The sequence below is a fragment of the Hahella sp. NS-SX17 genome, from assembly GCF_057367735.1.
Genome location: NZ_CM170632.1, coordinates 2,258,259 through 2,278,255, shown reverse-complemented (window position 1 = coordinate 2,278,255; position 19,997 = coordinate 2,258,259). Strand labels below are relative to the sequence as shown.

At 50.3% G+C, this 19,997-nt stretch carries 18 protein-coding genes; 5 read left to right on the top strand and 13 right to left on the bottom strand.

The window, feature by feature from the left end:
- Positions 1-3: 3 nt before the first annotated feature.
- The 12 genes from prfB to ffh all read right to left on the bottom strand — a co-directional run bounded on the left by prfB (position 4) and on the right by ffh (position 12,956).
- Positions 4-1,102 (bottom strand): peptide chain release factor 2 gene (prfB, locus tag AC2IBB_RS10345; protein WP_486332781.1). Its coding sequence is split into 2 segments (ribosomal slippage): positions 4-1,026 and positions 1,028-1,102, totalling 1,098 coding nucleotides; the frame shifts between segments, so codons are not numbered across the junction.
- A 131-nt stretch (positions 1,103-1,233) separates the two neighbouring features.
- Positions 1,234-2,919: a single-stranded-DNA-specific exonuclease RecJ gene (gene recJ / locus AC2IBB_RS10340; RefSeq protein ID WP_486333943.1), complete on the bottom strand. Its 1,686-nt coding sequence runs from the start codon at positions 2,917-2,919 to the stop codon at positions 1,234-1,236.
- 152 nt (positions 2,920-3,071) lie between these two features.
- Positions 3,072-4,466 carry a threonine synthase gene (thrC, locus tag AC2IBB_RS10335; RefSeq protein ID WP_486332780.1) on the bottom strand — a complete coding sequence of 465 codons (1,395 nt, stop codon included), beginning with the start codon at positions 4,464-4,466 and terminating at the stop codon, positions 3,072-3,074.
- 103 nt (positions 4,467-4,569) lie between these two features.
- On the bottom strand, positions 4,570-5,865 hold the full coding sequence (locus AC2IBB_RS10330; protein WP_486332779.1) for a homoserine dehydrogenase: 1,296 nt from the start codon (positions 5,863-5,865) through the stop codon (positions 4,570-4,572).
- Positions 5,866-5,917: 52 nt separating this feature from the next.
- Positions 5,918-7,108, bottom strand: coding sequence for an alanine transaminase (gene alaC, locus AC2IBB_RS10325; protein ID WP_486332778.1), 1,191 nt, complete (start codon positions 7,106-7,108; stop codon positions 5,918-5,920).
- Positions 7,109-7,632: 524 nt separating this feature from the next.
- The gene (locus AC2IBB_RS10320) at positions 7,633-8,376 is read right to left on the bottom strand and encodes a DsbC family protein (RefSeq protein WP_486332777.1); all 744 of its coding nucleotides are present in this window, start codon (positions 8,374-8,376) and stop codon (positions 7,633-7,635) included.
- A gap of 146 nt (positions 8,377-8,522) precedes the next feature.
- Positions 8,523-9,428, bottom strand: coding sequence for a site-specific tyrosine recombinase XerD (xerD, locus tag AC2IBB_RS10315; protein ID WP_486332776.1), 906 nt, complete (start codon positions 9,426-9,428; stop codon positions 8,523-8,525).
- A 98-nt stretch (positions 9,429-9,526) separates the two neighbouring features.
- Positions 9,527-9,883 (bottom strand): 50S ribosomal protein L19, encoded by a 357-nt coding sequence (rplS, locus tag AC2IBB_RS10310; protein ID WP_127972772.1) that lies wholly within the window; start codon positions 9,881-9,883, stop codon positions 9,527-9,529.
- Between the two features lie 29 nt (positions 9,884-9,912).
- Complete coding sequence (gene trmD, locus AC2IBB_RS10305) at positions 9,913-10,689, bottom strand: tRNA (guanosine(37)-N1)-methyltransferase TrmD (protein WP_486332775.1); 777 nt, start codon at positions 10,687-10,689, stop codon at positions 9,913-9,915.
- Positions 10,664-11,185: a ribosome maturation factor RimM gene (gene rimM, locus AC2IBB_RS10300; protein ID WP_486332774.1), complete on the bottom strand. Its 522-nt coding sequence runs from the start codon at positions 11,183-11,185 to the stop codon at positions 10,664-10,666. Before rimM ends, trmD begins: the two co-directional genes overlap by 26 nt.
- 21 nt (positions 11,186-11,206) lie before the next feature.
- The gene (gene rpsP, locus AC2IBB_RS10295; protein WP_486332773.1) at positions 11,207-11,446 is read right to left on the bottom strand and encodes a 30S ribosomal protein S16; all 240 of its coding nucleotides are present in this window, start codon (positions 11,444-11,446) and stop codon (positions 11,207-11,209) included.
- Positions 11,447-11,573: 127 nt separating this feature from the next.
- Positions 11,574-12,956: a signal recognition particle protein gene (ffh, locus tag AC2IBB_RS10290; protein ID WP_486332772.1), complete on the bottom strand. Its 1,383-nt coding sequence runs from the start codon at positions 12,954-12,956 to the stop codon at positions 11,574-11,576.
- A 247-nt stretch (positions 12,957-13,203) separates the two neighbouring features.
- Here ffh and AC2IBB_RS10285 point away from each other — a divergent pair, with 247 nt between their 5' ends.
- The 5 genes from AC2IBB_RS10285 to AC2IBB_RS10265 all read left to right on the top strand — a co-directional run bounded on the left by AC2IBB_RS10285 (position 13,204) and on the right by AC2IBB_RS10265 (position 19,503).
- On the top strand, positions 13,204-14,010 hold the full coding sequence (locus tag AC2IBB_RS10285) for a cytochrome C assembly family protein (RefSeq protein WP_486332771.1): 807 nt from the start codon (positions 13,204-13,206) through the stop codon (positions 14,008-14,010).
- 96 nt (positions 14,011-14,106) lie between these two features.
- On the top strand, positions 14,107-15,375 hold the full coding sequence (locus tag AC2IBB_RS10280; RefSeq protein WP_486333942.1) for an HlyC/CorC family transporter: 1,269 nt from the start codon (positions 14,107-14,109) through the stop codon (positions 15,373-15,375).
- Between the two features lie 174 nt (positions 15,376-15,549).
- Complete coding sequence (locus AC2IBB_RS10275) at positions 15,550-16,152, top strand: Yip1 family protein (protein WP_486332770.1); 603 nt, start codon at positions 15,550-15,552, stop codon at positions 16,150-16,152.
- A gap of 240 nt (positions 16,153-16,392) precedes the next feature.
- Positions 16,393-18,660 (top strand): DUF1631 domain-containing protein, encoded by a 2,268-nt coding sequence (locus tag AC2IBB_RS10270; protein WP_486332769.1) that lies wholly within the window; start codon positions 16,393-16,395, stop codon positions 18,658-18,660.
- A gap of 93 nt (positions 18,661-18,753) precedes the next feature.
- Positions 18,754-19,503: a hypothetical protein gene (locus AC2IBB_RS10265; protein WP_486332768.1), complete on the top strand. Its 750-nt coding sequence runs from the start codon at positions 18,754-18,756 to the stop codon at positions 19,501-19,503.
- 41 nt (positions 19,504-19,544) lie between these two features.
- Here the strand turns inward: AC2IBB_RS10265 and grxD are convergent, their stop codons facing one another.
- Positions 19,545-19,865 (bottom strand): Grx4 family monothiol glutaredoxin, encoded by a 321-nt coding sequence (gene grxD, locus AC2IBB_RS10260; RefSeq protein WP_305900669.1) that lies wholly within the window; start codon positions 19,863-19,865, stop codon positions 19,545-19,547.
- Positions 19,866-19,997: the final 132 nt, after the last annotated feature.

Sequence of the window (19,997 nt, the reverse complement as noted above, 5' to 3'; positions counted from 1 at the left end):
TGATTACAGGCCCTGCTTCAAACTCGCCTCGATAAACTCATCAATATCGCCGTCAAGCACCGCCTGACAATTGGAGTTTTCTACGGATGTACGCAAGTCTTTAATGCGCGACTGGTCCAATACGTAAGACCGGATCTGGCTGCCCCAACCAATATCGGACTTACTGTCTTCCAGCTGCTGCGCTTCCGCATTGCGTTTCTGCATTTCAAGCTCATACAGCTTCGCTTTCAGCTGCTTCATCGCCTGATCTTTGTTCTTGTGCTGAGAACGGTCGTTCTGGCACTGCGTCACAATGCCAGAAGGCATGTGCGTGATACGTACGGCGGACTCAGTCCTGTTAACGTGCTGACCGCCTGCGCCAGAGGCGCGATAAACGTCTATACGCAAATCAGCCGGATTAATGTCGATCTCAATATCGTCATCCACTTCCGGCGACACAAACACGGACGCAAAAGAGGTGTGGCGGCGATTGCCGGAATCGAAAGGCGACTTACGCACGAGTCGATGCACGCCTGTTTCCGTGCGCAACCAACCGTACGCATACTCACCCTGAAAATGAATGGTGGCGCTCTTAATGCCCGCCACTTCACCAGGAGACTCTTCAATCAAGTCGGTTTTGAAACCGCGGCGTTCGCCCCAGCGCAAGAACATACGCAGCAGCATGCTCGCCCAATCCTGCGCTTCAGTTCCCCCTGAGCCAGCCTGGATATCCAGGTACGCATTGTTGGGGTCCATCTCGCCGGAGAACATTCTGCGGAACTCCAGGGTCTCTACCTGAGCCTGGATTGACTCCAGTTCACTCTCCACCTCAGCGACTGCGTCAGCGTCCTGCTCCTCCACCGCCATGTCCAGCAAATCAGAGCAATCAGTCAACCCGCCGGTCACGTCGTCGACGGTTTTAACCACAACTTCAAGGGAAGAGCGCTCTCTTCCAAGCCCTTGAGCTCGCTCGGGATTATTCCAGACGTTGGAATCTTCCAGTTCTCTTTCTACTTCGACCAGACGCTCTTTCTTGCTGTCGTAGTCAAAGATACCTCCGTAAAGATTCTACGCGGGTGCGCAGGTCCTTGATGGTATTAACAATTGGATTCACTTCTAACATAGTTGTCGGGGCCTCAAAAAACGGTTGGAACGGCGGCGATTCATTCACCGACCGTAAAGAAAGCCCGCTATTGTAAACAAACTGACCAGTGAGTTACACCATGGAAGACGTCGATAGACGGGCGATTTACCCTAATTACGGGGCTCAAGATATTCGATAAGCAGTTGTAAACTACTGTGCCCACGAAACTCATTTACATCAAGCCTGTAAACCACCTTCACCCGGTCCCATTCACTGAAAGGCGTCGCAGGGTCGACATTAAAATAAATTGCGTCGTAACAATTACCAGAACGATTGTCCGCCAACGTCATCTTCAAGTGACGCTCACCGACAATCCTGCAACTGGCGATGCGGAACAAGCCATCAAACAACGGTTCAGGGAAAGATTGCCCCCATGGCCCGGCATTCTTCAAAGTTATCGCCATATTCATACAGAGCTCTTCAGGGGACAGCTCGCCATCCGTCAGAATCCTGGCCTGCAGATCATCCGTATTCACCGCCTCCGCCACCACTTCTTGGAAAGCCTCGGTGAAAGCCGTGAAATCCTCTGGACGTAGCGACAACCCCGCCGCCATGGCGTGACCGCCAAATTTAGTCAACAATCCGCTACGCCTGGTTGCAACCGCATCCAGTGCGTCACGTATATGCAGGCCGGGTATCGAGCGGGCGGACCCCTTCAGCTCGCCATTATCTCCTGGTGCGAAAGCAATTACTGGACGATGCATGCGATCCTTGATGCGGGACGCAAGAATCCCCACCACCCCCTGATGCCAGCTCTCATCATAAAGACAAACCGCTGCCGGAGGATTGTCGTAAGTCCAGTTCATTCGATCCAGTATCGATAGCGCCTGGGCTTGCATGCCCCGTTCAATTTCCTTGCGCGCCTGATTCAATCCGTCAAGCTCTTGCGCAATCATCAACGCCTTGGAAGGATCTTCAGTCAGCAGCAGCTCAATACCGACCGTCATATCCTCCAGCCGACCGGCCGCATTGAGCCTCGGCGCAATGGAAAACCCCAAATCGGATGCGCTGAGCTTATCCTGATTACGACCGGCGACCTGCAATAATGCATTAATGCCAGGTCGACAACGTTTTGCGCGAATCCTGCGCAAGCCTTGCTCCACCATAATTCGATTATTGGCGTCCAAAGAAACCACATCCGCAACGGTTCCCAGCGCCACCAAATCCAACAAATTGGCCAGATTCGGCTCAATCATCCCGGTAGTGGAAAACCAGCCACTGTCTCGCAACGCCTGCCGTAACGCCAGCATCACATAAAAAATAACGCCTACACCTGCAATAGACTTACTGGGAAAACCGCATCCTGGCTGATTGGGATTAACAATTGCGTCAGCTTCCGGCAACTCCGCACCCGCCAAATGATGATCGGTTACTATAACCTGTAAGCCAGCCTGTTTGGCGGCTTTAACACCATCAATACTGGCGATGCCATTATCTACCGTAATAAGCACATCCGGCTGACGTGACAGCGCCACTTCCACGATCTCTGGAGAGAGGCCATAGCCATATTCAAAACGGTTGGGAACGATGTAATCCACATAAGCAGCGCCAAACATACGTAGCGCCAACACCCCCAGAGCAGTGCTCGTAGCGCCGTCAGCATCAAAGTCGCCGACAAAAATAATACGTTGATTCCGCCGCAGCGCCTCAGCCAGGATAACTGCAGCGCTCTGCACACCCGCCAAGCTATCCAGCTGCAACAAATGATTCAGGGAATACTCCAGTTCATCAGTGCTGCCGACCCCTCTGGCGGCGTAGATACGCTGCAATAAAGGGGGCAGACTGGCGACACCCATGAAATTCGCCTGAACAGGACGACGTTCAATATGCTTTTTAGGTAACGTTCGGGAAAGCTCGCTCACCGGCCATCCAATTTTTTGACTAGCATGTTGAGAAGGGGCTAACAGCAGGATCGGCGCTTACCGGTCCTGCCGCCCGCCAAAGGAGGTTATTGCTTCAGGTGATCCTGCACAAACTGCTGAACCGCCTGCAAATCATTCGGAAGCACGGTAAAGCGCTCCTCTCTCTCGAAGAGATCAGCCATGTGAACAGGCAACTTAGGTTCTTCCTTAACGCCTGCTTTAGCCACAGCTTCCGGAAATTTGACTGCATGCGCCGTCGCCAGGATCACCATTGGCGCACGCTCGTCACGACGACAGGCCCGCGCAGCCTTGATCCCAATGGCGGTATGCGGGTCGACGACCTCTTCAGTTTCTGCAAAGATCTGATCGATACTCGCCAATGTAGACTCATCATCAACCGCATACGAGTCAAACAGATCCCGGGCGTGACGCCAGCGGTATTCCTCAATGGCGACATCGTCTTTGCTCATTTTCTCCATCAGGTCCGCCAATAAAGCGCCATTACGACCATGCAGGTCAAACAAAAGACGTTCGAAATTGCTGGATACGACAATGTCCATACTCGGAGACAAGGTATGTTGCAACGGCTGCAGATTGTACTGGTTATTGCTCATAAAGCGGTGTAGTACGTCATTGCGATTGGTCGCGATGACCAGCTGACTTACTGGCAGCCCCATGTTTCGCGCTAGATATCCGGCAAAAATGTCGCCAAAGTTTCCTGTCGGCACAGAGAACGCGACGCTCCGGTGAGGCGCGCCGACACTCAACCCTGCATGGAAGTAATATACGATCTGGGCCATGATCCGCGCCCAGTTAATCGAATTCACCGCCACCAGAGGGCGTCCGCCTAAAAATGTCTGGTCGCCGAAGCTCGCCTTGACCATGCGCTGACAGTCGTCGAAGTTACCTTCAATCGCAAGGTTGTGCACATTGTCGCCGGAAACCGTAGTCATTTGCCTGCGCTGAACTTCAGAAACGCGGCCATGGGGATGAAGAATAAAAATATCGACATGCTTGGAATGGCGACACCCTTCAATCGCCGCAGAGCCTGTATCGCCGGAAGTCGCCCCTAGAATCGCCACTTTCTCGCCACGCTTTTCCAGAAAGTGATCAACCAAACGCCCAAGAAGCTGCAACGCATAGTCCTTGAACGCCAGAGTGGGCCCATGAAAAAGCTCCATCACCCATTCATTCGAAGAAATCTGCTTCAGCGGCGCAACTGCGGAATGAGCAAACTCTGAATATGCATCATTGACGATGGCGGAGAACTCTTCGATAGACAGAGAGCCTTCCACGAATGGATACATGACCTTGACCGCCAGTTCCGGGTAACTCAGCCCAGCCCAAGAGGCAATCTCCTCCGGGGTAAAACGAGGTAAAAACTCAGGTACGTACAGGCCGCCATCCGAAGCCAACCCGGTCAACAAAACTTCTTCAAAGTTAAGCGCAGGCGCTTTGCCTCTGGTGCTTACATACTTCACGATTTAAACCCTTTGCCATTATCACAGCGGCGCTATTCACGCCGCTTTTTTCAACCTATATCGTTAAAAGGAAGCCCCACTTGATCAGGACATCTAGAGCTTACTAGCTAAATGACTCAACGCGTATGCGAGTTACTTTACCTACCACGTCCGGCAACGCTTCAATAACCGCCAGCGCATGGTTCATATTCTTTTCCTGCACTCTGTGAGTCAGCATGATCATGGGAATCAGCCCGTCGTGCTGCTCACTTTCCTTTTGCACAATCGACTCGATGTTAATGCTGTGCTCGCTCAGAATTTGGGCTACATTCGCCAACACGCCCGGGTGATCCTGCACAAGAATACGCAAGTAGTAAGCGCTAACCACATCTTCAACAGGCACCACTTCAAGATCATTAAGGTGCTCGGGGCTATGCCCCAGTGAAGGAACGCCAACAGCTACGCCCTGACGCGACGCCCTGGCGATATCCACGAGATCAGCCACTACCGCCGATGCTGTAGCTTCAGCGCCAGCGCCGGCTCCATAGTACAAAGTCGGCCCCACGGCATCGCCGTCAACCATCACCGCGTTCATCACGCCATCAACTTTTGCAATCAGCTGGGATTCCGGAACCAGCGTAGGATGCACGCGCAACTCGACCCCGTGATCCAAACGTCTCGCTATCCCCAAGTGTTTGATGCGATAGCCGAACTCTTCCGCATATTGAACGTCTTCAGGCGCAATCGCACTAATGCCTTCCGTATAGGCGCGCTTGAACTGCAAAGGAATACCGAACGCCACCGAGGCCAGGATAGTTAACTTGTGCGCTGCATCAATCCCTTCCACATCGAATGTGGGATCAGCTTCGGCATACCCCAGAGCCTGCGCCTCTTTTAGCACATCCTCAAACGCACGACCTTTGTCACGCATTTCCGTCAGGATGAAATTACCGGTGCCGTTGATGATTCCCGCCAGCCAGTTAATACGATTCGCGGCAAGGCCCTCGCGCAGGGCTTTAATTACCGGCACGCCACCGGCTACCGCCGCCTCAAACGCGACCGTAACGCCCTTTTGCGCCGCCAGCTCAAATATTTCCCCACCGTGTTCTGCGATCAATGCTTTATTAGCAGTAACCACATGCTTGCCGTTCTCGATCGCTTTGAGAATCAACTCTTTCGCGATAGTCGTGCCGCCCAGCAGCTCGACAACGACTTCAACTTCCGGGTCAGAAGCTACAGCAAAAATATCTGTCGTAAATTGCGTGGAGTCCAACTCACAAGCTGGATTCATTCGACGGGATGCGACACGAATCACCTCAATAGCCATACCTGCGCGCGCGGAAATATCCGCGCCGTTGCGCGCCAGCACGTTAAACGTTCCACTACCGACAGTGCCCAATCCACAAATAGCTATCTTCATCTACCACGTCTCCACAACATTACGCGCTCGTGATGGCGCATTTAAGAGTGCTTTAATCTTGTATCAATCCGTCTTTGCGAAACATCGCTTTAACGCCACGAATCGCCTGTCGCGTCCTGTGTTCGTTTTCAATCAACGCGAATCGCACATACTCGTCGCCATAATGCCCAAAGCCCAAACCTGGAGAAACCGCCACCTTCGCCTCCAGCAATAGTTTCTTAGAAAACTCCAGAGACCCCATGTGGCGATAAAATTCAGGTATCTTCGCCCAGACGAACATGGTCGCCTTAGGCGGGGTTACATCCCAGCCAATACTGCCCAGCCCTCGACATAACACATCGCGCCGAGACTGATACATCGCCCGTATCTCTTCCACACATGACTGGTCACCCTCCAAAGCAGCAATAGCCGCCACTTGGATAGGAGTAAAAGTTCCATAGTCCAGATAAGATTTAATTCTGGCCAGAGCAGCAATCAACTCAGCGTTGCCACAACAAAAACCAACGCGCCAACCCGGCATATTATAGCTTTTGGATAGCGAGAAAAATTCTACCGCCACCTCTTTAGCTCCGGGCACTTGCAATATCGAAGGGGCTTTATAGCCATCAAATACGATATCTGCGTATGCGATATCCTGCACAACCCAGATTTTATGTTCTCGAGCGATAGCAATGACTTTTTCAAAAAAGCCCAACTCAACACATTGCGAAGTCGGGTTGCCAGGGAAGTTCAATACCAGCATTTTGGGGCGAGGCCAGGAATCCAAAATCGCCTTTTCCAGTTCAGTGAAAAAAGCATTAGTGTCTTCGCCCAGAGGAATATGCCGGATATCCGCCCCAGCAATGACAAACCCGTAGGGATGTATAGGATAACTCGGGTTCGGCACCAGCACGGCATCTCCTGGCCCCATTGTAGCCAAAGCCAAGTGAGCAAGCCCCTCTTTGGAGCCAATAGTAACTATCGCTTCTTTTTCCGGATCCAGATCCACATCAAACCGACTCTTATACCAATGGGCGATAGCCCTTCTCAGCCGGGGGATGCCTTTGGATTGCGAGTAGCGATGCGTACCGTCTCGCTGTGCGGTTTCCGTCAGCTTGTCAACTATATGTTTGGGAGTAGACTGGTCAGGATTGCCCATGCCAAAGTCAATAATATCTTCCCCCCTCGCTCGCGCCTGCTGCTTGAGCTCCCCAACGATGTTAAAAACATAGGGCGGCAAGCGACTGATGCGCGGAAAATCCATTACTATCTCCTGAACGACAGTGGGCGAAGATTAAGTTAAGTACATTATAGAGAACAGGCCACAATACCCCGCACCCCATAGAGTGTCAACGTGATGCGGTTCTAAATTACAGGAAGGGGAGCTGCGGAAATCAGCACTCAATAAAGCCGTGCCGAACCAGGAAAAATGGCGCAGAAAAAAAACCAGGACTAACCTGTTAGGTAACGCCTTCCTGCATCGACAAACTTTGCGGAAATAACAATGATTAATTGGACGATAAAATCAGCGCGCCCTCGCCTGAGAAACAGCCTCATTATCACCCTAATATTGCTCGCAGGATGTGATAGCAGCACGCCATTTACTGAATTGAGCAATTACGAACTGAGCATGGAATATAGCGCATGCCAAAAGGAAGGACTGTCTCCCGGTGGAGCCCAAAGGTGCAACAATATTGAGAGAGAGTGCGATATAAGAAGAAAGGAAAAGAGCTTTCGGTGCTAGCTAGCGAAGAGGGGCTCTCCCCCTCCGCTTTCAACCCCAGCGCCTTACTTAACTTCTAGCCCTAACCCCTTAGCAAGAGAGTCAGCCGGAACATATCCTGGAATCAAACGACCATCGTGCAACACAATGGCTGGCGTACCACTAATACCAATCTGGTTTCCAAGATTGTATTGGTCAGAAACTGGGTTCTTACAGTCTTTGGCGGAAGGTGTTTTACCCAGCTTCGCCTCGGTCAAAGCAGCTTGCTGATCATCCGCACACCAAATGGAAACCATTTTCTGATAACTTCCAGACCCCACGCCAGCGCGCGGATACGCCAAGTAGTTAACCTGAACGCCCAATTCATTCAAACGAGGCACTTCTTTATGAAGCTTTCTGCAGTAGCCACAGTCCACGTCCGTAAAGATAGTAATGGAAGCCTTTACTACTTCTGGCTTGAACACAACCATCTTTGACTCATCGATTGAATTAACCAGCTCGGCGCGGGTTTCTTCGCGACGACGCTCCGCCAGATTAGTAATACGCCCCTCGCTCACCTGGTAAATATCGCCCGCCACAAAATATTGACCATCAGCACTGGTATACAATAATTGCGGGTTATTGGACTCAACCTCATACACCCCCGGTATTGGACTTGGGCTAACCTTAAGGATTTTCAGGCCTGGCACAGCCTCAGCCAAGCGTTGCTTGATCACCTTAACAGCTTGCTCTTGCTGCTCGTCAGCGCGCGCTCCGAAAGCGACCGACAATGCCATTAGTACCAGTACAAAAGGGCGCATTACGTGCATGAATCTACCTTCATCCGTTCTTGAATATGTAATTAGACCCTAAAATTACACAAATGCTCCTATCAAAACTAGGCCAATTGTGTAACGTGAAATAGATTTAACCTAACCCCATTCCATCAACATCCAAGAGACGCCGACACCGAATACTAAGAGCGCGGATGATGCCTGGAATGCAATTGTTGGAGCCGCGCCTTGGCGACATGAGTATAAATTTGGGTAGTGGACAAATCACTATGCCCGAGTAGCAACTGAACGACCCGCAAGTCTGCGCCGTGATTAAGAAGATGTGTCGCAAACGCATGTCGAAGAGTATGCGGCGTAATATTCTTGGCAATCCCACTTCGCAAAGCATACAGCTTAATGCGATGCCAGAATGTCTGCCTGGTCATCTCCCTTCCACGAACACTAGGAAAAAGAACCCCGTTCTCTCCGCCGCCCAACAACTCACCTCGAACACCCGCTATATAGCTTTCCAACTGCTCCACCGCCTGCTCTCCCAAAGGGGTCAACCTCTCCTTATCCCCCTTCCCTACAACACGCAACACCCCTTGCCTCAGGTTAACTTGATAGAGCTGAAGACCAACCAATTCAGTCACACGCAACCCACTGGCGTATAACACCTCCAACATCACCCTGTCGCGCGCCTCAATAGGAAGCGACATATCCGGCTCCGCCAGCAGCCTTTCCACCTCCTTTTCAGAAAGGGCGCCCGGCAACAAACGCCCGACCTTAGGGTGCTCGATCCTTAGCGTTGGATCTTCCCGAATCCTGCCCTCCCTCAACAAATAACGGTAGAACTTACGCAGCGTCGACAACATACGAGCAGAGGATGCACTCTTAGCTCCTTTCTGCATACGCATCGATAGAAAAGAGAACAAATCCTCGCGAGAAGCCTCATCAAGCCTGCGCCCCTTACTCGCCAACCACTCAGCCAAGCGAATAAGATCTGAACGGTAAGACATCCTCGTATTTTCGGACAATCCTTGTTCTAGCCACAACATCTCTATAAAGCCATCTATGACCTCCAAGCACGCCAGCGAACCACTCACCATTACCGCCCCATCCAATCACAAAAAATCCAGGCAACCACAAACAAAAAAGGGCGGCCATCAGACCACCCTTTTTTTAAAACGCCTTTATAAAGCGAATATTAATCCAACTTCTCTTTGATACGAGCAGCCTTACCGCTAAGGTCACGAAGGTGATACAGCTTGGCTTTGCGAACGTCACCGCGACGCTTAACATTTATACTATCAACCAAGCGACTGTGCGTTTGGAAAGTTCTCTCAACGCCAACACCGTATGAAACCTTACGAACAGTAAAAGAAGAGTTCAGACCGCGATTTCTTTTCGCAATCACAACACCTTCAAAAGCCTGCAGACGCTCACGCGAGCCTTCCACCACTTTTACACTTACAGTTACTGTATCACCCGGAGCAAACTCTGGGATTTCTTTGGTCATTTGCTCAGCTTCAAGCTGGCTAATGATTGTGTTTTTGCTGCTCATGGCTCGCTCCTAACTAATCCGAAGTAATCCTACGTTTCTGATATTAACTGCCCGCGCCGCAACTCTTGTATGATCTGAGCCTCTTCTTCGGATAGCTCACGCTGCTCGAGCAAATCGGGTCTACGCTGAAGCGTCCTAAGCAAAGCCTGCTCCAGTCTCCAGCGCCTAATTTTTTCATGATTACCGCTAAGCAACACCTCAGGAACTCGCTTATCGCGATATAATTCCGGCCTGGTGTAATGCGGACAATCCAATAAGCTATTCTCGAAAGAGTCCTGCTCAGCAGACTCATTGTGACCAAGCACCCCCGGAGCAAGCCGAGAAACACTATCGATAATAGCCATAGCGGCAATCTCACCGCCACTGAGAACAAAGTCGCCTAAAGACCATTCCTCGTCGACCTCATCCTCGACCAATCTTTCATCAATCCCTTCATAACGACCACACAAAAGAATCAACCCCGGAACCGTTAAAGAAGAACGAACTAAAGCCTGATCTATTCGCTTTCCCTGAGGAGAGAGATAAACAACTTTACTTCCAGCCGGAGCCGCAGACCTCGCCGCACTCAGCGCAAGCTCTAATGGCTCCACCTTCATCAACATCCCAGGGCCACCGCCATACGGCCGGTCGTCCACTGTGCGATAGCTATCGGTTGCATAATCTCGGGGATTCCAGCAGCTTACCTCTACAGAGCTCTGCTTGACGGCCTTTCCAACCACACCAAAGTCAGTAACTGACTTCAGCATTTCCGGAAATAAAGTTATGACACCAAACCACACTTTAAAAATCCGGGTCCCAATCAACAACCATTAACTTCTTATCCAGATCTATGCTCTCGATGAACTGACCTGGCAAATATGGGATTAGTCGCTCACGCTTATCAATACTTTCCGTAGAGCCCGTAACAACGAGAACATCATTAGCGCCGGTTTCAATCAGATGGCTTACACGACCGATATTTGCCCCCTTAGAGGTAAAAACCGTCAAGCCCTCCAACTCACGCCAATAATACTCACCATCTTCTAGGACAGGAAGCTCTGAGGACTCAATTTCAATCTGACAACCAACAAACTCCTTGGCCAGATCTCGATCTTCCACCCCTGCAAGCGCTATCACGATTCCTTTACCCTGAGGCTTTCCGGAACGAAGCCTTGCCTCCGAGCGACTACCGTCTTCACGAACCAATTCCCAACCAGCGTACCGAAGCACATTCTCCGGGGGAGATGTGAAAGAGTGAACTTTCAACCAACCCTGTACGCCATACACACCGACGATTTTGCCTATGCAAATTTTTTCGCTCATCGGCGTGTATAACCTATCTGCTTATGCGCCAGCTTTTACCAGACCACGAACGCGATCAGACATTTGCGCGCCGCGCTCAACCCAGAACTGCAGACGCTCAGCGTCTACACGGAAGCGCTCATCATTGCCGCGCGCAGTAGGGTTAAAGAAACCCAGACGCTCAATGAAACGGCCGTCACGGGCCTTTCTGCTGTCAGTCACATTAAGGTGATAAAAAGGACGTTTTTTTGAACCGCCACGCGCTAATCGAATTGTAACCATCTCAGTCTGAATCCTGTTGTAAAAAAACCAATGTTGTTGGCTCAACACCTGAAAGGGCGCATATTCTACGCAATAATTCAAGCGTTGAAAACCTTTTTATTCGCCCTCTGGCAATTAGAGGCCAATTCTATCTCATACGTCCCATTGGAGGCATCCCACCACCAGGAGGCATCATACCTCCCATCCCCCGCATCATGTTCATCATGCCTCCCTTCTTGCTGAACTTTTTCATCATCTTCTGCATCTGCTTATGCTGCTTAAGAAGGCGATTCACGTCTTGAATCTGCAACCCCGATCCTGACGCAATACGACGCTTACGGGAGTTATTGATAACATCAGGAAACCGTCTTTCATGGGGAGTCATTGAGCTTATCAGCGCCTCCATATGCACAAACATTTTATCGTTCATATGCTGCTGGGCGACCTGAGAAATTTGCCCCATTCCCGGCAGCTTATCCAGCATCCCAGCCATGCCCCCCATATTCTTCATTTGCTGAAGCTGATCACGAAAATCCTCCAAGTCGAAAGACTTCCCTTTAATCACCTTCTTAGCGAGCTTTTCCGCCTTTTGCTTATCAAGCTTGCGCTCAGCCTCCTCAATCAGAGAAAGAACATCCCCCATCCCGAGAATTCTTGACGCAACCCGATCAGGGTGAAATGGCTCCAAGGCTTCAACCTTTTCCCCCATACCCATAAATTTGATGGGCTTGCCAGTAATCGAGCGAACGGATAATGCAGCGCCACCGCGAGCATCACCATCCGCTTTCGTCAGAATAACCCCCGTCAAAGGCAACGCGTCATTAAACGCCTTGGCGGTATTCGCAGCATCCTGCCCCGTCATTGCGTCAACAACAAACAACGTTTCAATCGGCCTGACCGCAGCATGCAACCGCTTGATTTCGGTCATCATATCTGCGTCGATGTGCAACCGTCCCGCTGTATCGACAATCACCACATCATTAAAACGCTTGCGAGCCTCAGCAATCGCAGCATTAGCAATATCTACTGGATCCTGATCTGAGGTGCTAGGAAAAAAATTAACCCCTACCTCTCCCGCAAGAGTCTCTAGCTGCTTAATTGCCGCAGGACGATAAACGTCTGCACTCACAACCATAACAGACTTCTTGCGACGCTCCTTCAGGAAGCGAGCCAACTTGCCCACAGAGGTAGTCTTCCCCGCCCCTTGCAAACCAGCCATCAAAATGACAGCAGGCGGTTGGCAGTTGAGATTTAAGTCCTCATTCGCCTGCCCCATAACGCTGACGAGCTCACTCTGAACAACACGAATGAACTCCTGCCCTGGGGTCAGACTGCGCATAACATCCTGACCGACTGCTTTAGCCTTAACGCTGTCGATAAACTCTTTTACGACGGGGAGGGCGACATCCGCTTCCAGCAAAGCCATGCGAACTTCCCTGAGAGTTTCCTGGATGTTGTCTTCAGTTAGCTTCGCCTGGCCGGTAATCTTTTTAAGGCTGTCGGACAACCTTTCCGTCAGACTATCAAACATATAGCGTTCCCCTTAATAATCAGGTATGTCGTAAAAGGGCTTGGATTATATCCAACCCTACGGCATACTTCATCTAACAAATGGACCCGGCCGAAATCTATTTTTCCAACTCTTTGTTTATTAGGCGACTTTCGGCGCTTTCAGTGTAAGCGCAAGATAAGCCGAAACGCCTCATTTCCTTAAGCAAAGACAACAACCAGCAGGGCCAGAATAGCTAACATACCCCAGCCGGCATGACTTACATTTAATGAGCGTTGTCACCCTTAGCATAGTCGCCACCATCTTTTACACCATCGCTACAGCCTTTCAGTACGCCGTTTATGAAGGCAAAACGCACCAGCGCCCACACTTGGCCGGAGCAATCGGATTCCTAGCTGTCGCTGCACACGCTATCAGTGTTTGGTTACTCAGCTCCACATCCCTCGGCGCAGACTTTGGCTTCTTCAAAATCATTTCCATCATAAGCCTGTTTCTTAGCGCTCTGGCCGTATCTTTCTCCTATATCAAACCAGTACACAACCTAAAACTTCTGATCTACCCGATAGCAATCATAACAGTTATCGCCGCGGTCAGCTTTAAAGGGCCAACTCAAGTAGTTGAACCTGGACACGTCGGCCTCATGGCGCATATCACCCTGTCAGTCATCGCATACTCCGTCTTCAGCTTGGCCGGGTTGCAGGCAGCACTTCTTTATGCCCAAAACAAACAATTGAAGTCCCATATGACAGGCCGACTTGTCAAAGCGCTCCCCCCTCTCCAAACCACCGAAGACATACTGTTTGAGATAATTTGGACTGGCTTAATTCTGCTCACTTTAGCGATAGTGACCGGAAGTTTTTTTGTGGAAGACTTGTTCGCTCAACATTTAGTGCACAAAACAGCGCTCTCACTCTTATCCTGGCTGATTTTCGCCCTACTCGCCATTGGCCGCCACCTATGGGGCTGGAGAGGGCTGCTTGCAGCCAGACTAACTATTGGCGGATGCTTATTGCTCGCCTTAGGGTTTCTAGGCAGCAAGATCGCATTAGAGTTTATAATTCAACCCAAAATCTGATCTTGACACGCCTTCACGCGTTTCTATGATGACTTCGTAATCACAACAAATGGTTTAACGCTCCCCTTGAACGACTTATCCACCACATTTCTATTAATTGTTCTAGTTGTTTTAATAACCCTATCTGGATTCTTTTCAGGATCAGAAACGGGAATGATGACCTTAAACAGGTACCGTTTGAGGCACATGGCAAAAAATGGACACAAAGGCGCAAAGCGCGCCAACACTTTATTGCAGCGCCCCGACCAATTGATCGGCGTCATTCTCATTGGAAATAACTTTGTCAACATACTCGCATCAGCAATCGCCACCGTTATTGCTACTCGCCTATGGGGAGACGCTGGCGTTGCTATCGCCACCGCGGCACTAACGTTAACCATCCTCGTTTTTTCTGAGGTCACACCTAAAACACTCGCCGCGCTCTACCCTGAACGAGTAGCCTTTCCCGCTTCTGTGGCGCTAATTCCCTTACTAAAGCTCCTCTACCCCTTTGTACGATGCGTCAATCTTGCCTCCAACTCGCTATTACGCCTGTTTGGAGTCACCGAGTACCAAGCAGGCGCCGACCATTTATCACGCGAGGAATTACGCACACTGGTTCACGAGGCAGGGGTTCGAATACCCAAACGACACAAGCAAATGCTACTTAGTATTCTGGACTTGGAGAAAGTCACCATAGAGGACATTATGATTCCCCGAAATGAAATTACGGGGGTGGACATAGAGGATGACATCGACGAGATAGTCGAACAACTGCGCTCAGCACAACACACTCGGCTGCCAGTCTACCGGGGCGACATAAACAACATCATCGGCATACTCCACCTCCGCAATGCAGCCAAGTTTCTCACTCAGGACGATATAAACAAGGCGATGATCATGCAAAGCTGCCGGGAGCCTTACTTCATTCCTGAGGGCACCCCTCTCCACACGCAGCTTTTCAACTTCCAAAAAGAAAAAAGGCGTATTGCTGTAGTCGTTGACGAATACGGTGACGTTCAAGGCATCGCCACCCTCGAGGATATACTTGAAGAAATCGTTGGCGAGTTCACCACCGATATAGCCGCCACCAGTCCCGACATCACTCCACTGGACGACAATCGGTACATGATCGACGGCTTCGCCACTGTCCGCACAGTCAACAAAGTACTGGGCTGGAGACTCCCCACAGATGGCCCCAAAACAATCAACGGCCTCATTATGGAGCTACTGGAGACAATACCGGAAAACCCCACCTGCCTGAAGCTGCACGGTTACAATGTGGAGATCAAGCAGGTCAAAGACAATGTCGTGAAGGCTGCTATCATTCACGACCCACTTGCCCCCCCTAAAAGCAGCAAGAAGAAAAAAGCCGCCCCGCAATAACCCTTCGTGCGCGCCGGAAATCCATTAAAATCAATATCCGGCGCCCCTCCATATGCAGTTAGCGAATAAAAAAAGACCGCTTAAAAGATCAAAATATAAGCTACTTCTTGACTAAAAATACCCGGAACACTATGAAGTAATAGTGACCATAAAAATAAGAAGGAGGCTTCCTATATGATCCTGGGCCACACATTAGGTCTTTTTACGCATCCAGATCAGGAATGGCTGTCAATACGCGAAGAGCGCTCCACCACTGGGCGACTGTACGCGCAACACACGCTATTGCTGGCCTTGATTCCATCAATCGCAGCCTATATCGGCTCCACCCAAGTGGGCTGGACCATCGGCAGTGAAGAAACCGTTAAACTAACTCAAGTCAGCGCCTTTAATTTATGCGCGCTTTTCTATGTAGCGATGCTGTCCGGCATTTATATTCTAGGCAAATTTATTGACTTCATGGCGCTTACCTACGGCGTAGACAAACATGCGCCCAGGGGTATTGAGTTGGCGGCATATGCGGCGACTCCGCTTTTTATTATGGGAGCCATAGCAGTTTACCCTAATATCTGGGTAGGCATGCTCGCTGGATTGATAGGGGTGTCGTACTCTGTCTACCTTCTGTACGAAGGTCTACCTATTCTGATGAAGATACCTAAGGAAAGGGGCTTTATGTTCGCCACCAGCGTCCTGACCGTTGGCCTCGTCATGCTGGTAGCGCTTATCGCTACCAGCGTAGTGATATGGAGCGTTGGAATCGGCCCGGTTTACACAAACTGACGCCTTTAAACCTAAACCAAGACGGTCAACTGTGTGGCCGCCTTGGTTTAACCAAACGGCTGACGCCAGCTTCGAATGGCAAGACCGTTTTAGTAACTTATGGTAGATTTTTGTATATAAAGCCGTAAAATAGACGGCAATTATTATAACGACTCACCGCCGAACCCATATCCAAAAAAATAACAATATCTGCTGTCAGCTTGTTTTTGACGCCCCATTTGGGTGCAACAGGAGAAGTTTATGAATAAGGGGAGCGGTGTAAGTTACATTCGCGAGCGCGCGAAAGCTCATCCCAAGCCTGCAGATGAGCAGCTGCTAACGCGTATTCGCGATCACTCCGTGTCAATGCTCCTTAATTTTCTCAACAGCATGTTCGATGGTGTTGATGATTCTTTTTTTGAACTAGCGAACCACGCTCATACTAACAATGAGCAGAACCGCTATTTCGAAGCTATGCGTGAGATCCGAATTAAAAGGAAAGGGATAGAAAACCATTTCCAACAGGAACTCGCACGCCTGTTCAATCAACCCCCTTCTCAGCACAAAACAAGTGAATCACTGTCCGACAGTGTCGATGTCGATGTTCTCAGCCTGGTGCAAAATGATGCATTGGAGGAGTCTGTCGCCGTCAACAGCATGATCGGCAAAGCAAGAGCCAACTTCTCCGGCTCGCTATTGCAGTTCCAGACTCGGGTATCCAGCGTCTATGGCGAAACCAAAGAAGAAAATGCGGTAAACCCTCTAGACCCAGAACATATTTGTAAAGCCTTTTCCGACGCCTGTATCGGCCTTGATATCGAGATAAAGGAAAAGCTGATTGTTTACAAGCAATTCGACCGGTACGTAATGGGTAATCTGGTCGAGTGCCTGGAAGAAGCCAATAAGATCATGGTCCAAGCGGGCATTATGCCCAACCTAAAATACACAGCGAAAAAGTCACGCGTGACACCCCGGTCAACGTCAGACGTCTCCGCCCGCCCGCTTGATACCCAAAGCGACGCAAATACTTATGACTCCTCTGGCTCAGGCGACGTATTCACGCAAGTCCAAGAACTTTTATCCGCACTTAGAAACTCCACCTCTGATCCTGGCCAACACACAGACTCAAGCGCAAGCCCCGCTGGAGGAAGGCAAGCGCCGCCTTCTGGAAACGTACAATTCATCGCTGACGCAGACTTACTTTCAATCCTGTCACGACTACAGCATAGCGTTCGCACCGAAAATCTGGCGGAAGGCCCTGTCGTGGCGCTGGACCTGCGCTCTGCAGTGCAAGGGCTGTTAACTGAAGAAAGCCAAAAGTCAGGTAAAGCAACAGCCCTCGACCAAGTTGACGAAGACCTTATTAACTTGGTTTCCATGCTTTTCGAATTCATCCTTGATGATTACAATTTGTCTGCGCCAATCCAGGTACTGATAAGCCGTTTGCAAATTCCCATTCTGAAAGTAGCCATCAGAGATAAAAGCTTCTTCAGCAAACCCTCTCACCCTGCTCGCAAACTGTTGAACGCATTAGCGAAAGCCGGTATTGGCTGGAGTGACGCCTCAGAGAAGAAGCGAGATAAACTCTATGAACAAATCCACAGAGCAGTACAACGCATCCTTGAAGAGTTCAATGGCGAAAGCGGACTCTTCGAAGAGATATACCAGGAGTTCTCCCAATATTTAAGCAGGGAAGAGAGGAAGGCCAAGCTAGTTGAGCAACGCACCAAAGAAGCTGAAATTGGGCGCGTCAAGTCCCATAAAGCCCATCAGGTAGTAGAGCAGATTCTCAGCGAAAAAATCGCCGCACAACCCCTCCCTCCGGTAGCCGTTGAACTGCTTCGCGGAGGCTGGAGCCGTGTCATGTTCCTGGCCTACTTAAAAGAAGACACGGAGCATCGCTTGAATCAGTGCACAAAAGTGGTAGACGAACTGACATGGTGCTTACAACCCCATGCAGAAGTTGAAGCCAGGCAACGCTGGGTCAAAGTAGTCCCCCAGCTACTCAAAAATCTCAAAGCTGGCCTAAAGGAAGTATCCTACAATTCCGCCAAGCTTGAGCACATGCTGGGAGAGCTGAAAAAGGCGCTGACAGAAACCTTCAAACAGCAATCCATCACCAGTGCGCAGAATGACGCACCCAAGCCCCCAATTCCCGTCACCCCGGTGATAGAACAAAAACTCACTCCCGCCGCCAAAACCGCCGTGGAACGGCAAAGCGAGCACGAGGATGCTGCGCTAGCAGAGTATCTCGCCAAGGTAGATGAGATGGAGTGTGGCGCCTGGATAGAATTCTCGCTGGTTAATGGAACCCGCTTCAGATGTAAGCTATCGACAAAAATTGAAGATTCCGACACTTACATATTCGTAAACCGGCTAGGGCTGAAGGTTGTAGAAAAGTCACGCGGAGAACTCGCTCATGAGTTACGCAAAGGCCGCCTGAAGGCATTGGAGGAAGGGCTTCTGTTCGATAGGGCGATGGATGCAGTAATCGGCAATCTACGGAAAATGTCAGGCAAAGCAGCGTGAAGCGGCATAGGACTAACCGCTTCACATAACTAACGGAAACACATATCTAGCGCCCCCGAAAATAAGTTAAATTCACTGCAGACACCAAGTCCCATGAATGCTATGACTTACAGTGAATTTAACGGCGGACGCCCCACCAGCTCGATTCTTATATCTATCCTTGCTCATGCAGGCATACTCCTCCTGCTGTTTTGCACTCCGTTCTCTCCAAGAGAAAGCCAAACGATCACAGTCACTCTCAGCGCAAAAACGCCCACGGAACAAAGCCTGCCACCCCACACTCAGAGAGACACTGCACAAACCGGAACACCTAGAGAACCTGGGGTCTCAAAAGACATAGCAGATGACGCTCTTCCATGGAAAGGCTCACAGCAAACCACTTTCTCCGGCGTCCCCCAAAGAAATACAAACCGCACAAACCTGGACTGGGTTAGCGATTTATTCAAAGCCCCCCCAAACACCAAAGCCCCCCCGGCCACCGCCCCCCAAAACGCCACATATGAAATGGACTCAGCGATTCTGGAACTGCTAAAAGGCCAACCGTCAACCCATTCGACATTCTGGCCTTACTTGGTTCGCCACTTGGCGCAAAACCGGCTCTATAATAACCAGTACATTTACAGCGATCTGACAGAACCGCGCATGGTGGTGCTAAAACTGCAATTTCAGGAAACAGGAATGCTGATTAAAGCGGAAGTAGAGAGGAGTAGCGGCAATGAGAAGCTAGACGCGGCGGCGATTCGCAGCGCATACGCCGCCAATCCTTACCAGCGCCCTCCTGCAACAGATAGCGTATTTGGCTATAGCTACCTGGTGCAGATTCTATACGCCCCCGCCAGCTAAGCGTCCTAAGCCGTAGAGGGCAATTCATCCAACTTACAGAGTTATTCCGTAACGGCAGCGCCTTTAACCATACCCTGCAACTCACCAGACTCATAAAGCTCAGTGACGATATCACATCCACCGACCAACTCGCCTTTAATATAAAGCTGGGGATAAGTAGGCCAGTTAGAGTATGTTTTCAAAGCCTCTCGAATTTCTGGGTGCTCCAGAATATTCACGTAAGCGAACTTTTCACCACAGGCCATCAGCGCCTGGACAGTGCGAGCGGAGAATCCGCACTGAGGAGCATTCGGCGACCCCTTCATAAACAGAATGACAGGGTTGCTGGTTAACTGCTCTTTGATAACTTCGATGACATCCATAAACCTAACCTTTAATAACAGTCATTGAGTGATTGGTTGACTATTTTACTATGTTTTTAAGCATGGCGACGACTGTTTGACCAACGTCAGCGGTAACACACTATCAATAATGCGCTTTGCTTCTTCAAGGGC